Origin of the sequence: Amycolatopsis sp. CA-230715 (assembly GCF_018736145.1) — a bacterium.
In the GTDB taxonomy this organism is placed as follows: domain Bacteria; phylum Actinomycetota; class Actinomycetes; order Mycobacteriales; family Pseudonocardiaceae; genus Amycolatopsis.
The window spans coordinates 1,392,419-1,407,530 of sequence record NZ_CP059997.1 but is presented as its reverse complement, the minus strand read 5'-3'; the positions used below and the strand labels follow the sequence as shown (position 1 = coordinate 1,407,530).

Below are 15,112 nucleotides of genomic sequence, written 5' to 3'. Positions count from 1 at the left end.
TTCCGCGTTCGTTCAGGCCGCTCGGGGCTGCTCGCCGTCCGAGGGGCGGATGCTCGCCGGTGCGCCGGTTTCGCGGTGCCGTTCCCGCGCGGCTTTGAGGAACGCGTAGCCGATCAGCCCGGCCAGCACCACGACCATCGCCTGGTACACGGCGGCGTATCCGGCCGCGAAGGTCACCCACAGCGAGAACAGGACGCCGGTACCCGTGATCGCGAGATCGCGAGCGAGCAGCAGGCGCCGTACGGGGTGGCGGCGGGACAGGAGGTGGGTGAGCTGGGCACAGGCGGAGAAGAAGTACGGGATGGCGACGGTGACCACGGCGAGGTTGACCAGGAACGTGAAAACGGCCAGCCCGGAATCGCCGGTGTAGCGCCACAACATCAGCAGCGAGGGCAGCGTGGCCGCCACCAGTACGCCGAACCACGCGGTACCGCGGCGATCGGACCAGGCGAAGGCGCGGGGGAACAAACCGTCCTTCGCGGCGGCCCGCGAGATCTCCGCGGTGACGAGGGTCCACCCGTTGAGCGCACCGATACCGGAGACCACCGCGAGCGCGGCCACCAGGGTGCCCGCCCAGCCGGCACCGGGCAGGATCGCTTCGAAGGCGGGGACGAACGGGGTTTCGCTGGACACCAGGGTTTCGTGGGGCACGAGGCCCATCACCGCCGCGGACGACGCGAGGTAGAGGACCGCGCTCAACGCGGTACCCAGCAACGAGGCCCTGCCGACGTTGCGTTCCGGGCGGCGCACCCGTTTCGCGGTGACTGCGGCGACCTCGACCCCGATGAAGGCGAACAACGCCACCCCGGCCGCGATGCCGATGGCGTTGTACAAGCTGCCACCGGTGGTGTTGAACGCGCCGAAGTTCTTCCCGGAGGCGAAGAACCAGCCGACGACGCCCACGAAGAGCAGTGGAACGAACTTGAGCACCACGGTGGCGTTTTCGAACCACGCCGTCTTCCGCACTCCGGCCAGGTTGACCGCCGCCGGGAGCCACAGCCCGGCGAGCGCGATTCCCCAGTTCACCCACGGCGACGGAGCGCGGATACCGAACAGCGAATCGACGTAGAGCACCCACGAGGACACGATGGCGGCGTTGCCCGCCCATGCCGACACCCAGTAGCACCACCCGGTGAGGTAGCCGGCGAAGTCGCCGAACTCGTGGCGGGCGTAGGCGTACAAACCGCCGTCGGCGTCGGGTATCCGCCGGGTCAACTGTCCGAAAAGGACGGCGAGTAGCGCGGCGCCCACCGCGATGACCGCGAGCACGACCAGCGAGCTCGTGCCCGCACCGGCGAGCACGGCGGGCATCGTGAAGACCCCGGTGCCGATGATGCTGCCGGTGACCAGCCCGGTGGCCGAGGTCAGCCCCAGCGCGCGTGCCTTCGGTGCCGGCCTGCCCGGTGGGCGTTCCGCTCGGCGTGGACGGGACATGGCTGGCTACCTCCTGACGTGGCCGCGGGTGGCCGTGTCCATCACACCGGGGCGCGGTGGTGCGCACGCAGGGCCGATCGGGAGTCCAGGAGGGGACGAAGGTCATCAAGGAGCGGCCGGGTGTCCGCGTCGTCTCGTCCGGGGCTGCGCATGGTGAGGCGGGCCCCTCCGCACTCCGCGTCTTCGCGGTGGGAGGGACCCGTCCCGGATACCCGGCGCCGGGCCGGATCGTCAGTAGTAGCGGTACACCGCCGTCTGCCCGGTCTGCGCCATCCACGTGATGTAGCCGCCGTGGAAGTTGCTGCGCTTTCCGCCGGTCACGGTGAACTCGTCGGATTCCGGATAGCCGAGGTAGGAGTATTCGCCGCCGAGGGAGATCCAGCGGTCGCGGATTCGGCCCTTGACGCCGTTCGCGCCCGCCAGCGCGGTCACGTAAATGGAAGCACCGGCCTTGTCGTTACCGAGGAAATGGTTGAACGTGGCTCCGGTGGCGGTACTGTAGGTGTCACTCGTGGGGTATCCGTAGAGGCCCCACTCGTACCCTGCCGCCGCCCATTTCGTGAACACCGCGCCCACGATGGAATGCGCGCCGAGATCCTCGCGCCAGTAGAATCCGGAGGTCGTGGTGGCGCCGGTCGCGGCGGTGAGCTGGAAGATGTTGTGCCGCCCGGCGGGATCGGCGCACGGTTGTTCGTCGGTGGTCGGCACGCCGAACTTCTGGTAGTGCCCTTCCCGGTAGTAGGCGGTCAGAATGCTCCCGTGCACCTCGTGCACGCCGGTGGCGGGCGTGTAGTACAGGTTCCCGTACTGATAGGTGCGGTAGTGGATGGTGCCGTCGGTTTGTTCGGCCGCGGTCGCCGGGCCGAGCAACTGGCGCAAAGCCGGTTCCGCCGAGTAGCGCTGGTCGATCGCCGAATCCGCGGTGGTGTGGTACGGATGAGCTGCTCGCGGGGTTGCTTCCGCTGTCGAAAGCGTCAGCGCGATTAGCGCGGCGATTCCGGTGACGATCGCGAAAACGTGCCGGTGTCTTCGTCTGGCGTGCATGAATTCCCTCTCGTTGTGGTGTGGATTGGTCGTCGAATCCGCTCGACCACAAAATTGTCGTGGCGGCGCGAGCGATCCGGCCAGTGACGAAAGTCCTTCAAGCGGTTGACTTGTGCCAGGCTCGGACGAGCAAGGCTCACGACCCCACGGAGTACAGGGCTTCCACCTGGTCGGAGTATTTCGCGAGCACGTGGTCACGCCGGATCTTGCGCGTTGGCGTCAGTTCGTCGCCGACCTCGAAGCGCGTTGGCACGATCCGGAACCGCTTGATCGCTCCAGCGGGCGGAACGTCCCCGGTGGCCGCGTCGATCGCCGCGCGCATCGCGGTCACGAGGTCGATGTCGTGGCACAGGTCGGTGACGGTGGCGTCCGGGCGCTTGGCGTGGTCGCGCTTCCAGTCCGCGAACGCGTCCGGGTCGAGCGTGACGAGGGCGGTGAGGTACGGCCGGTCGTCACCGGCGAGCACGGCGTGGTCGATCAGCGGGTGCGCGTTCAGCCTGTCTTCGATCGGGCCCGGTGCGACGTTCTTCCCCGTGGTGGTGACGATCAGGTCCTTCTTGCGGCCCGTGACCGTGAGGTATCCGTCGTCGAGCCTGCCGAGATCGCCGGTGCGCAGCCAGCCGTCGGCGTCGAGGACTTCCTTCGTGCCGGGCTCGTCGTGCCGGTACCCGGTGAACACGCCGGGTCCGCGCACCAGCACTTCGTCGTCGGGGGCGATGCGTACGGACCAGTGCGGGAGCGGACGGCCCACCGTGCCGATCCTCGCTGCCGCGGGCAGGTTCAGGGTGACCGCGCCGGTGGTTTCGGTGAGCCCGTACCCTTCGAGCACGCGAATTCCCGCGCCACGCAGGAAATGCGCGAGCGAGGGTGGCAACGGCGCTCCGCCGCTGACGGCGACGGTCGCCCTGCCGCCCATGGCGGCGCGCACGGTCCGGTAGACGAGCCGGTCGAACCGGCGGTGGCGGATACGAAGCCACCAGCCGGGTCCGCCGGTGTCGAGCGACCGGCTGTGCGCGATCGCGATACGCGCCGCACTGCGGAAGACGCGGGCGTGTCCCGCGGTGGCCGCTTGGCGGGCGGCGGTGCGGTACAGCTTGTCGAACACCTGCGGTACCGCCAGCACGGCGGTCGGCCGGAAGGTCGCCAGATCGGCGGCGACGGACTGGAAATCCGAGGTGTGCGCGACGACGGTGCCCGCCCGCACCGCGGCGAACTGCGCGAGCCGGGTGAGGACGTGCGCCAGTGGGAGGAACAACAGGAGCGACGCGTCCTCGGTGAGTACCTCGTCGGCGATTCCCCCGGCCGCCAGGATCTCGTCGACCTGGGAGATCAGGTTGCCGTGGCTGATCGTGCAGCCTTTCGGCCGCCCTGTCGCGCCCGAGGTGTACACGATGGTGGCCGGTGAGTCGGAAGTGACCTCGCGGCGCAGGCGCTCCACCTCTCCGGCGGGTGCGGCGGTTCCCGCGCCGCAGAGCTGGTTGAGGCCGGGGAGGTCCATCGCCCAGCTCCTGCGCACGGACGGCGCGCAGGCGTCGGCGAAGGTCGCCTGGCACCGGCCGGGTTCGACGAACGCGGCGACCGCGCCGGAGTCCCGGAGCATCCACTCCAGCTCCGGTGCCGAGGAAGTTTCGTAGAGGGGAACGGAAACCGCGCCGATCATCAGGACGGCGTAGTCGCACAGGGCCCACTCGTAGCGGGTCGCCGAGACGATGGCGACCCGGTCGCCGGGCGAGATGCCCGCCGCGACCAGACCCGCGGCCACGCCGGTCACCTGGTCGGCGAACTCCTGCGCGGTGACGGTTCGCCACGTGCCGCCGGACTGCCGGGCGAACGCGGCGTGCCCGGGTGCCTTTCCGGCGCGGCCGACGACGTCGTCGGCCGCATTGGCGCCGGTGTGCCGAGCATGGTCCTCTTCGGGGTTCGAGGTCTCGTTCATCGGTCCTGGCTTCCTTGCCGTTGGGGGAATTCAGCAGATGCGCGGCAGCTGTTCGCCGATGAGCACGTCGACCACGCGGCGGGCGCCGACGGTGGTGCGGGCGGTGACCTGCCCGGCCGGTCCGCCGGTGACCGTGCCGATGGCTCGGGCCGCCTGCCCCGCCTCGGTTCCGCGCATCGCCGAGAGGACGGCGTCGGCCGAGCCGGGCGCGACGAAGGCGACGAGACAGCCTTCGTTGGCGACGTGCAAGGGATCGAGGCCGAGCAACTCGCACGCGGCCGCGACCTGGGGCCGGATCGGGATGTCGGCATCGGTGATCTCGACGGCGACTTCGGAGGCGGCGGCGAGTTCGTTGAGCGCGCTCGCCAGCCCGCCGCGGGTGGGGTCCCGCAGTGCGTGCACGTCCCGCGCTCCGGCCGCGATCATCGCGGCCACCAGGTCGTGCAGCGGCCTGCTGTCCGACCGGATCTCCGCCTCGAACCCCAGTCCCTCCCTGGCGCTGAGGATGGCCGTGCCGTGGTCGCCGACGTGGCCGGACAGCAGCACCACGTCGCCGGGGACACCACCGGCGGCGGACGGGAACGCGTCGCGGAGGCGCACGCCGATCCCGGTGGTCGTCACGTAGACGCCGTCCGCGGCACCGGCGCCGACCACCTTGGTGTCCCCGGTGGCCACCGGTACCCCGCAGGCGCGCGCGGCCGCGGCGACCGAGGCGGTGATGGTGCGGAGCTCGGCGAGCGGGAATCCTTCTTCCAGCACGTAGGCCAGCGCGAGCGCGACCGGGCGCGCGCCGCGCATCGCGAGGTCGTTGACGGTGCCGTGCACGGCGAGGGAACCGATGTCGCCACCGGGGAAGAAGCGGGGCGTGACGACGAAGCTGTCCGTGCTGAACACCGCGTCGACGTCGGCGATTCCCACCAGTGCGGCGTCTTCGAGTGGTCCGGCGGTGCCGAGCTCGGCGATGATCACGTCGTCGAGGAGTTCGGTGCTCAGCTGCCCGCCGGAACCGTGGCCGAGCAGCACCCGTTCGGTCTCGGCTTGCGGGGCGGGGCAGGTCGCGCGGGTCGGGTCGATCGTGGTCATCCGATTTCCTCCACAGTGGACGGTGCGGGCCTTCGGCCGGAGTTGTGGAACGCGGCGCAGGTGCCCTCCGCCGACACCATGGGCGCGCCGAGCGGAGTGCGCGGGGTGCAGCGGGTGCCGTAGGCCGCGCAGTCGGTGGGCAGCTTGGTGCCGCGCAGGATCGCCCCGGCGATGCAGTCGGGGTTCTCCTCGGTGCGCACGCCGGTGGTGGCGAACCTGGTGTCGGCGTCGTACGCCGAGAACTCCGCCGCGAGTGCCAGGCCGCTCGTCGGGATGGGCCCGATGCCGCGCCAGTTCCGTTCGGTGACGCGGAAGACCCGGCGCACCACCTCCTGCGCCGCGGTGTTCCCGGTGCGGCGGACCGCCCGCGCGTACTGGTTCTCCACCTCGGAGCGGCCCTGTTCGAGCTGGCGCACCGCCATGAGGATGCCTTCGAGGAGATCGAGCGGTTCGAAACCGGTCACCACGATCGGGACGCGGTAGCGGGCGGCGATCGGCTCGTACTCCGTCCACCCCATCACGGCGCAGACGTGACCGGCGGCGAGGAAGCCCTGCACCTGGTTGTCCGGGGCGTCCAGCAGCGCGGTGATCGCGGGTGGCACCAGGACATGGCTCACCAGCACGCTGAAGTTGCCGATGCCCGCGTCGGCGGCGTAGCGCACGGCCATCGCGTTCGCGGGCGCGGTCGTCTCGAACCCGACCGCGAAGAACACCACTTCCCGATCGGGGTGCTGCCTGGCGATCCGCACGGCGTCGAGCGGGGTGTAGACGACGCGGACGTCGCCGCCGCGCGCCCGGACGCCGAGCAAATCGCCGGCGCTGCCCGGAACGCGCAGCATGTCGCCGTAGCTGGTGAAGATCACCTCGGGGCGCGCGGCGATCGCCAGCGCCTTGTCGATCACCTCGAGCGGGGTGACGCACACCGGGCAGCCGGGACCGTGGATCATCCGGATCCCGGCCGGGAGCAGCTCGTCGATCCCTTGGCGCACCAGGGTGTGCGTCTGTCCACCGCAGACTTCCATCACCGCCCACGGTCGCGTGGCGGTGGCGTGCAGCTCGGCCAGTAGTTTCACGGCGAGCGCCGGGTCGCGGTATTCGTCGAGGTACTTCACGTGGCCGCCTCCGGTCCCAGTTCGGTTTCCCACACGTCGGGGATCGCGTCGAGCACGGCCAGCGTCTTGGCGGCTTCGGCCTCGTCGATCTGGCTGATGGCGAACCCCACGTGCACGATCACGTAGTCGCCGATTCCCGCGGCAGGGGTGAAGTCGAGGCACACCGAGCGCCGGAGGCCCGCGAAGTCCACCGTGCCGAGCACCGGGTCCGCCGGGTCCGCGCGGTCGTCGATCGCGACGATCCGGCCGGGAATGCCGAGGCACACGGTGGTTCACCCCTTCCCGAGGCGTGCGGCCGCGATCGCGGCCTGGCCGTAGCTGATCCCGCCGTCGTTCATCGGCACCCGCGCACCGGCCAGCGGGCGCAGCCCGGCGTCGTGCAGCCCGGCCAACACCCGCTCGGTCAGGAGCGCGTTCTGGAAGACACCGCCGCCGAGGCACACCGTCTTCGCCCCCAGCGCGTCGGCGGCCTTCTCGGCGAGCGCGACGACCACCTCGGCGATGGTGCGGTGGAACCGGGCCGCGACCACGCCCGCGGATCCGGCCGCCGCGGCTTCCACCGCGTGGGCCAGCGTCGGCACCGGGTCGTACACCCACATCCCGTCGCGGCGGTACAGGCGCCACCGCAGCGCGCTCCCGGGTTCGTGGCCGGTCGCGGCGGCTTCCAACCGGACCGCTGCTTCGCCTTCGTACCGGTTGTCGTCGCACAGCCCGAGCAGCGCGGCGACGGCGTCGAACAGCCGTCCCGCGCTGGAGGCGAGCGGACAGTTGACGTTCCGCTCGATCATGGCGCGCACGACGTGGACCTCGTGGCCGTCGAGGCGGGCCAGCAGATCCGCGCCGTGCTCGGGGAAAAAGCCGGGACCGTCGGACGGTTCCGCGCCGAACAGGTAGCCCAGCGCCATCCGGGCCGGTCTGCGTACCGCGGCGGCTCCGCCGGGAAGAGGTGCGGTGCCGAACCGGGCGAAGCGCCGATATCCCGTGTAGGAGCTCAACAGGACTTCACCGCCCCAGAAGGTGCCGTCGTCGCCGAGCCCGAGTCCGTCGAGCGCGATGCCGACGAACGGGCCAGGTACCCGGTGTTCGGCCGCGGTCGCGGCGACGTGGGCGTGGTGGTGCTGCACGGCGATGCGGTGCGTTCGCGGCCATCGGCGGGCGTACTGGGTGGACAGGTAGGCCGGGTGGAGATCGTGCGCGCAGTGCTCTGGCCGGACGTCGTGCGTGCGGCACAGGTCCTGGACCGCTTGGGCGAAGGCGCTGAAGACGTCCGCGTCTTCGAGGTCGCCGGTGTGCGGCCCGAGCGTCGCGGTCGAGCCGATCGCCAGTGCGGCGGTGTGCTTGAGCTGCGCGCCGAGCGCCAGTACCGGCGCCGGGAGGGAAGCCGGGAGCGGGAGCGGTGACGGGGCGAGGCCGCGGGCGCGGCGCACGGTGACCGTGCCGTGCCGGGCGGGCCGGACCACCGAGTCGTCGTAGCGCGACCAGATCGGCCGGGTGTGCATGAGCAGCCCGTCGGTGACCGGGCCGAGCGTCGCCCGCGCGGCGGCGTCGTCGATCGCGATCGGCTCACCGGCGCGGTTGCCGCTGGTGACGACCAGCGGCCGGGAAAGCGCGTCGAGGAGGAGGTGGTGCACCGGGCTGTACGGCAGGAACACGCCGAGTTCCGGCAGTCCCGGGGCGACCTGGTCGGCGATCGGCGTGCCGGGGAACCGGGGGAGCAGCACGATCGGCGCCGGCGAGGAGACGAGCGCGCCGGCCGCACGACTGTCCACTGTGCACAGTTCGCGTGCGCTGGCGAGGTCGCGCGCCATCACCGCGAAAGGCTTGGTGCGCCGGTGTTTGAGGTCGCGAAGGCGGCGGACGGCGTCGTCATCGGTGGCGTCGCAGACGAGCTGGTACCCGCCGATGCCCTTGATCGCGGCGATCCCGCCCCCGGAGATGGTCGTGACGGCGGCGGTGAGGGCATCTTCACCGCGTGCCGGAGCGTCGCCCGCCCCTGGCAGGTACCACTCCAGCCGGGGGCCGCAGGCCGGGCAGGCGATCGGTTCGGCGTGGAACCGCCGGTCCGCCGGATCGTGGTATTCCGCGCGGCAGGCCGCGCAGAGCGGGAACCCCCGCATCGCGGTCCGCGCCCGGTCGTACGGCAGGCCCTCGACGATGCTCGCGCGCGGTCCGCACGCGGTGCAGTTGAGGAACGGGTAGCGGTACCGGCGGTCCGCGGGGTCGAACAGCTCCCGTACGCAGTCCGGGCACGTTGCCAGGTCCGGTGGCACGCGCGGGACGACCGGGCGGCCCGGCCCGCTGGCGAGCACCGCGAAACCGGGTCCCAGCGCCACTTCCTCACCGACGGGCCCGATCTCGAGCCGGTCGACGGTGGCGTGTGGCGGCGCGGAGCGGTGCAGGCCGGACAGGAAACAGCTCATCGGCCCGGTCGCACCCGCGGCGCGGATCACCACGTAACCACCCGCGTTCCGCACGTCACCGACCAGACCGAGGCCGGTCGCGAGCCGGTGGACGAAAGGGCGGAACCCCACCCCCTGCACCATGCCGTGCACCTCGACCCGGACGCGGTTGACCGTCGCGCTCGGCCCCGTCATGCCGTGCTCGAGGACGACAGGGCGGCATCTTCCTCGGCCGCGTCGCGGCGAATCTGGATCTCCATCGGGCCCTCCCCGTCGGTGAACCGATGGGAGCACGGTCCTGCAGGCGGTGCCGGGTGCGGCAGGGCTGGAAGTCACCCGGCGCGATGGCACAAAGTCCTCAGCTCCGCCGCCGGGCGCGATCGGGGATTTCCGCTCGAACGTGGTGACTTTGGTCCCTGGCCGCCGTCCGCTCCGGACCGGTTGAGTGGGGGCCGGTCAGGGAGGTGATCGCGGTATGGCGGCGACCGGGGTGCGGACGCTCGACCTCGCGGGACTCGGCGAGCTGGTCGAAGCGCTCGCCGGAGCGGGCTACCGGGTGATCGGCCCGACCGTGCGCGATGGCGCGATCGTGCTGGACGAACTGGATTCGGCGGAACGGCTGCCGGCGGGCTGGGGAGTGGAAACCGCTCCCGGCCGGTACCGGTTGCGCAGGCGCGACGACGGCGCCGTGTTCGGGCACTCGGCAGGCCCGCAGTCGTGGAAGCGCTTCCTGCACCCGCCGCGCCGCAAGCTGTGGTCGGCGGACCGCGACGGCGGGGTCGAACCGGCCCGGGAGGAATCGCCGAAGTACGCGTTCCTCGGCGTGCGGGGATGCGACCTCGCCGCACTGGCCGTACTCGGCACGGTGCTCGGCGGGGGCGCGCACTCCGACGACGGGTTCATCGCCCGGCGCCGCGGCCTGTTCGTCATCGCCGCGAACTGCACCGAACCCGGCGAAGTGTGCTTCTGCGCGTCGGCGGGTACCGGCCCCGCCGCGGCTCCCGGCTACGACCTCGGCCTGACCGAACGCATCGACGAACACGGGCACCGGTTCGTCGTCGACGTCGGGACGGCGGAAGGGGCGCGAATACTCGCGCTCGTGCCCACGACGGCGGCCTCCGCGGCCGAAGTCGCCTCGGCGAGGGAGGACGTGGCCGCCGCCGCGGGCCGGATGGGGCGGGAACTGCCCGCCACCGACCTGCGCGCGCTGGTCCGGGACTCCCGGGAATCGCCGCACTGGGACGACGTGGCCGCCAGGTGCTTCACCTGTGGCAACTGCACGATGGTCTGCCCCACCTGCTTCTGCACGACCACCGAGGACGTCACCGATCTCACCGGCGAGCACGCGGAACGCTGGCAGCACTGGGCTTCCTGCTTCGAACTCGACTTCTCCTACGTGCACGGCGGGAGCGTCCGCGAGTCCGGAGCGAGCCGCTACCGGCAGTGGCTCAGTCACAAGCTGGGTACCTGGCACGACCAGTTCGGCTCCTCGGGCTGTGTCGGATGTGGACGGTGCATCGCCTGGTGCCCCGCCGGGATCGACCTCACCGAGGAGGTCGCTTCGCTCGCCGATCTGCTCGACGGACCGAAGGAGGACACCGGTGCGGCGAACGGATGACGGGTGGTCGCCGCAGGCGTTCTTCCCCCGGCTCACCCCCGCCGAGGCCACCGCGGTCGCGGGTTTCGCGCGGGAGGAGTCCTTCGCCGAGGGCGAGCGGCTGTGCGTCGCGGGGGAACCGGCCACCCGGTGCTGGTTGCTCCACAGTGGACAGATCAACGTGTGCACCGGGGTGCCCGGCCGCGGCGAGGTCGTGGTGCAGACGCTGGGGCCGGGCGACGTGCTGGGCCTGTCGTGGCTCGTTCCCCCGTACCGGTGGCAGTTCGGCGCGACCGCGGCGGGGCCGGGCAGTGCGGCGGTACTGGACACCGTCCGGCTCCGCGCGTTCGCGGCGGAGGACCCGCGCTTCGGCCACGAACTCGTCCTCACCCTGTTCGAGGCGCTCTTCCACCGGCTCAACGCGACGCGCGCGCGTCTGCTCGACCTCTACCGGAATCCCGATGCTTAGCGAGCACCTCGTCGACGCGGCGGCGGCCGGTGCGCCGATGGTGCCCGCGCCGTACCGGATCACCGCCAAGGAGCATCAGACCGCCGACGTGGTGACCCTGCGGCTGGAGCCGGTTTCCGCCGCGGTGCCGCCGTTCCGGCCCGGTCAGTTCATGATGCTCTACGCCTTCGGCGTCGGGGAGATCGCGATCTCGGTCAGCGGCGACCCGGCGAACCAGGACGGCGCGCTGGAGCACACGGTCCGCGCGGTCGGCGCGGTCAGCAGGGCACTGCACGACGCACCGGTTGGCGCGCCGGTCGGCGTGCGCGGGCCGTTCGGCACGAGCTGGGACCTGGAATCGGCGGTGGGCCGCGACCTGGTCGTCGTCGCGGGCGGGGTGGGCATGGCGCCACTGCGGCCGGTGGTGCTCGGCGCGCTGGCCGGGCGGGAGCGCTACGGCAGGCTCGTGCTCATCGCGGGCGCGCGCACACCCGGCGACCTGCTCTTCTCGGACGAGCGGCGGATGTGGTCGGGGGCGAGAGGACTCGAAGCCGAGCGCACCGTCGACCGACCGGCGCCAGGGTGGCGGGGGCCGGTCGGGTTCGTCACGGAACCGCTGGCGAGGCTCGCGCTCGAACCGGCGCGGACTACCGCGTTCCTGTGCGGACCGGAGCCGATGATGCGGTTCTGCGCGCAGACGTTGCTGCGCAAGGGAATCGCGGCGGCCGACATCAGGGTGTCGCTGGAGCGGAACATGAAATGCGGGGCCGGCCTGTGCGGGCACTGCCAGCTCGGCCCGCTGCTGCTGTGCCGCGACGGCCCGGTGATCGGGTACGCGGTGGCAGGGGACCTGATGAAGACCAAGGAGCTGTGATGGGACCGCCCACCCTGGCCGTGTGGAAGTTCACCTCGTGCGACGGCTGCCAGCTGACCCTGCTCGACTGCGAGGACGAACTGCTCGCATTGGCCGGGCAGGTGCGCATCGCGCACTTCACGGAAGCATCGAGCGCGACGGATCCCGGTCCCTACGACGTTTCCCTTGTCGAAGGGTCGATCACCACCCGCGCCGATCTCGAACGGATCCGGGAAGTACGGGCAAGATCGCGCGTGCTCGTCGCCATCGGCGCGTGCGCGACGGCGGGCGGGATCCAGGCGCTCAGGAACTTCGGGGACGTGGCGGAGTTCGCCTCGGTCGTTTACGCCAGCCCGCAGTACATCGACACCCTCGCCACCTCCACCCCGATCTCGGCGCACGTCCCGGTCGACTTCGAACTGCGCGGCTGCCCCATCGACCGCCACCAGCTCCTGGAGGTGCTCGGCGCGTTGCTGGCGGGGCGGAAGCCGGACATCCCGAACACCAGCGTCTGCACGGAGTGCAAGCGGCGCGGGCTCACCTGCGTGATGGTCGCGGACGGCACCCCGTGCCTCGGCCCGGTGACCCAGGCGGGCTGCGGCGCGCTCTGCCCCGGCTACCGGCGGGGCTGCTTCGGCTGCTTCGGGCCGATGGCCGCGCCGAACACCCGTGCCCTGCTGCCGATCCTGCGCACCTGCGGCATGTCCGAGGACGAGACGGCCAGGGTGTTCACGACCTTCAACGCCGCGTCCCCGGCGTTCGCGGAACGGAGCGAGGAGTGAACCACCGCAGTAGGCAGCTCAAGGTCAGTTCGCTCTCGCGGGTCGAAGGCGAAGGCGCACTCGTCGTCACCGTCCACAACGGACAGGTGGAGCGCGCCGAGCTCAACATCTACGAGCCGCCGCGCTTCTTCGAAGCGTTCCTGCGCGGCAGGGCGTACACCGAGCCGCCCGACATCACCGCCCGCATCTGCGGGATCTGCCCGGTGGCGTACCAGACCAGCGCCTGCAACGCGCTGGAACAGGCGTGCGGGGTGGAACTCGACGAACCGCTCGCCGCGTTGCGGAGACTGCTGTACTGCGGCGAGTGGATTTCCAGCCACAGCCTGCACATCTACCTCCTGCACGCACCGGACTTCCTCGGCTATCCCGACGCGATCAGCCTGGCGAAGGACCACCGCGCGATCGTCGAACGCGGCCTGGCGCTGAAGAAGGCGGGCAACGCGCTGCTCGAACTGCTCGGTGGCAGGGCGATCCATCCCGTCAACGTCCGCTTGGGCGGGTTCTACGCCGTGCCGTCGCGCGCGGACTTCGCACCGCTGGCCGAGCAACTCGCCACCGCGCTCGACCTCGCGCGGGAAACCGTGCGCTGGGCCGCCACGTTCGACTTCCCCGAGCTGGAACTCGACCACGACCTCCTCGCCGCGAGCGAGCCGGACAGGTACGCCATCGAACGCGGAACGATCCGGACCAGCACCGGTCTTTCGCTCACTCCGGAGGAGTTCCCCGCCCACGTGGTGGAGGAACAGGTCCCGCATTCGACCGCCTTGCACGCCACATTGGACGGGCGCCGGTACCTCACCGGTCCGCTGGCCCGTTACACGCTGAACTCGCACCTGCTGTCGCCGCTCGCGCGCGAAGCCGCGGTCGAAGCGGGGCTCGGCGCGGAATGCCGCAACCCGTTCCGCAGCATCCTGGTCAGGGCCGTCGAGGTCGTTTACGCGATCGACGAGGCGCTGCGGATCATCGACGGCTACGAACGCCCGTCGCGGCCGCACGTCGAAGTGCCGGCGCGCGAAGGCACCGGCCACGGCGTGAGCGAAGCGCCGAGGGGACTGCTCTACCACCGCTACGACCTCACCGCGGACGGGCTGATCCGCGCCGCCACCATCGTGCCGCCGACCTCGCAGAACCAGGCCGCGATCGAACACGACCTCCGCCGCGTGGTGTCGGGCAACCTTGATCTCTCCGACGACGCGCTGGCCGCGCTCTGCGAACGCGCCATCCGCAACCACGATCCGTGCATCTCGTGTTCGGCGCACTTCCTCGACCTTCGCGTGGTGCACCGATGACGGCCGTGGTGGTGATCGGCGTCGGCAACGAGTACCGCGGCGACGACGGCATCGGGCCCGCTGTGGCGGCCGAAATCGACCGCAGAGCCGTGCCGGGAGTCCGTTCGGTGGTCGCCGACGGGGAACCGGCGGCGTTGCTCGAAGCATGGACGGGCACCGAGCGCGCGATCGTGGTCGACGCCGTCCTGTGCGAGCCGTCGGACCCCGGCCGCATCTGGGTGTCCACAGTGGACAACCTGCCGGGCGGCTCCGGTGTGGCGAGTTCGCACGCGCTCGGCATCCCGGAAGCCCTCCTGCTCGGCCAGGCACTCGGCAGGGTGCCGGGCGAACTCGTCGTGATCGCGGTCGAAGCCGAGGACCTCGGACTCCGCGCGGGGTTGTCCCCACCGGTGGCCAAGGCGTTTCCCCGGGTCGTGGAGGCCGTGCTTCGCGAGTGCGGCAGGCCGTACTCGCGAAGCACTGGATCCCTGCCGCGCTAGAGGACCGGATCAGCGGCCAGGAGCTGCCGCAACGTGGTCAACGCCCGGTGCTGCGCCACCCTTACCGCGCCGGCGCTGGGCATGTCGAGCGCCGTGGCCGTGGCCTCCGCGGAATAGTCGTACAGCACTCGCATGGTGAGCACCTCGCGGTGCTGCCGGGGCAGCCGCTCCAGCAGCCAGGTGACCGCGAACCGGTGATCGGCCAGTTCGATCTCGTCGCGCTCCCCGGCCACGCGGACGCATTCACCGCTCCCATCGTCGAAATCCGCTACCGGCGCGGAGCGGTCCCGTTCCCGCTTCCGGTAGACATCGGCGATCTTGTGCGCGGCGACGCCGAAGACGAAGGAGAGAAAGCGTTCGGCGGGGTAGCGGTACCGCGGCAGCGCGGTGATGACCGCCGCGAGCACATCCTGTGCGCAGTCCTCCGGCCCGGAAATCCGGTGGTCGTATCCGCCGAGCCGCCTGGCGCAGTAGCGGACGACCACCGGGCGCAGCAGCCGCAGCAGTTTTTCCGTCGCGCCGGGATCGCCGCGGACAGCCGCGGAAACAAGCTCCCGATCCACGCCGGGGACCGGTTTTTCGGTGGTATCGATCCTCCTTTCGGTGCTGGCGGAGCGACTTGTCAGCACTACGGCGCCGGGCATTCCGACAACTCC

The 15,112-nt window shown here is 71.3% G+C and carries 14 protein-coding genes; 6 read left to right on the top strand and 8 right to left on the bottom strand.

The window, feature by feature from the left end; all coding sequences use genetic code 11:
* Positions 1-12 precede the first annotated feature (12 nt).
* The 7 genes from HUW46_RS06675 to hypF all read right to left on the bottom strand — a co-directional run bounded on the left by HUW46_RS06675 (position 13) and on the right by hypF (position 9,203).
* A complete protein-coding gene (locus tag HUW46_RS06675) occupies positions 13-1,434 on the bottom strand; it encodes an amino acid permease (RefSeq protein ID WP_215546446.1) in 1,422 nt (473 codons plus the stop codon).
* 231 nt (positions 1,435-1,665) lie between these two features.
* A complete protein-coding gene (locus HUW46_RS06670; RefSeq protein ID WP_215546445.1) occupies positions 1,666-2,478 on the bottom strand; it encodes an LGFP repeat-containing protein in 813 nt (270 codons plus the stop codon).
* A 136-nt stretch (positions 2,479-2,614) separates the two neighbouring features.
* Positions 2,615-4,414, bottom strand: a complete 1,800-nt coding sequence (locus HUW46_RS06665; protein ID WP_215546444.1) for an AMP-dependent synthetase/ligase — start codon at positions 4,412-4,414, stop codon at positions 2,615-2,617.
* A gap of 30 nt (positions 4,415-4,444) precedes the next feature.
* The gene (hypE, locus tag HUW46_RS06660) at positions 4,445-5,497 is read right to left on the bottom strand and encodes a hydrogenase expression/formation protein HypE (protein WP_215546443.1); all 1,053 of its coding nucleotides are present in this window, start codon (positions 5,495-5,497) and stop codon (positions 4,445-4,447) included.
* On the bottom strand, positions 5,494-6,609 hold the full coding sequence (gene hypD, locus HUW46_RS06655) for a hydrogenase formation protein HypD (RefSeq protein ID WP_215546442.1): 1,116 nt from the start codon (positions 6,607-6,609) through the stop codon (positions 5,494-5,496). Before hypD ends, hypE begins: the two co-directional genes overlap by 4 nt.
* A complete protein-coding gene (locus tag HUW46_RS06650) occupies positions 6,606-6,875 on the bottom strand; it encodes a HypC/HybG/HupF family hydrogenase formation chaperone (RefSeq protein ID WP_215546441.1) in 270 nt (89 codons plus the stop codon). The genes hypD and HUW46_RS06650 overlap by 4 nt, the downstream gene beginning before the upstream one ends.
* 6 nt (positions 6,876-6,881) lie before the next feature.
* The gene (hypF, locus tag HUW46_RS06645; protein WP_215546440.1) at positions 6,882-9,203 is read right to left on the bottom strand and encodes a carbamoyltransferase HypF; all 2,322 of its coding nucleotides are present in this window, start codon (positions 9,201-9,203) and stop codon (positions 6,882-6,884) included.
* Positions 9,204-9,483: 280 nt separating this feature from the next.
* On the opposite strand from hypF, the gene HUW46_RS06640 reads away from it, so the two are divergent.
* From HUW46_RS06640 to HUW46_RS06615, 6 genes are read left to right on the top strand one after another with little or no spacing between them, the layout of a single operon-like run.
* Complete coding sequence (locus tag HUW46_RS06640; RefSeq protein WP_215546439.1) at positions 9,484-10,626, top strand: 4Fe-4S dicluster domain-containing protein; 1,143 nt, start codon at positions 9,484-9,486, stop codon at positions 10,624-10,626.
* Positions 10,610-11,074: a Crp/Fnr family transcriptional regulator gene (locus HUW46_RS06635; protein ID WP_215546438.1), complete on the top strand. Its 465-nt coding sequence runs from the start codon at positions 10,610-10,612 to the stop codon at positions 11,072-11,074. The genes HUW46_RS06640 and HUW46_RS06635 overlap by 17 nt, the downstream gene beginning before the upstream one ends.
* Positions 11,067-11,927 carry an FAD/NAD(P)-binding protein gene (locus HUW46_RS06630; RefSeq protein WP_254125877.1) on the top strand — a complete coding sequence of 287 codons (861 nt, stop codon included), beginning with the start codon at positions 11,067-11,069 and terminating at the stop codon, positions 11,925-11,927. Before HUW46_RS06635 ends, HUW46_RS06630 begins: the two co-directional genes overlap by 8 nt.
* On the top strand, positions 11,927-12,688 hold the full coding sequence (locus HUW46_RS06625; protein WP_215546437.1) for an oxidoreductase: 762 nt from the start codon (positions 11,927-11,929) through the stop codon (positions 12,686-12,688). Before HUW46_RS06630 ends, HUW46_RS06625 begins: the two co-directional genes overlap by 1 nt.
* Positions 12,685-13,977: a Ni/Fe hydrogenase subunit alpha gene (locus tag HUW46_RS06620; protein WP_215546436.1), complete on the top strand. Its 1,293-nt coding sequence runs from the start codon at positions 12,685-12,687 to the stop codon at positions 13,975-13,977. Before HUW46_RS06625 ends, HUW46_RS06620 begins: the two co-directional genes overlap by 4 nt.
* Positions 13,974-14,456 (top strand): hydrogenase maturation protease, encoded by a 483-nt coding sequence (locus tag HUW46_RS06615; protein WP_215546435.1) that lies wholly within the window; start codon positions 13,974-13,976, stop codon positions 14,454-14,456. Before HUW46_RS06620 ends, HUW46_RS06615 begins: the two co-directional genes overlap by 4 nt.
* Here HUW46_RS06615 and HUW46_RS06610 read toward each other — a convergent pair.
* On the bottom strand, positions 14,453-15,019 hold the full coding sequence (locus HUW46_RS06610; RefSeq protein WP_254125875.1) for a sigma-70 family RNA polymerase sigma factor: 567 nt from the start codon (positions 15,017-15,019) through the stop codon (positions 14,453-14,455). The two genes, HUW46_RS06615 and HUW46_RS06610, sit on opposite strands and share 4 nt — an antisense overlap.
* Positions 15,020-15,112: the final 93 nt, after the last annotated feature.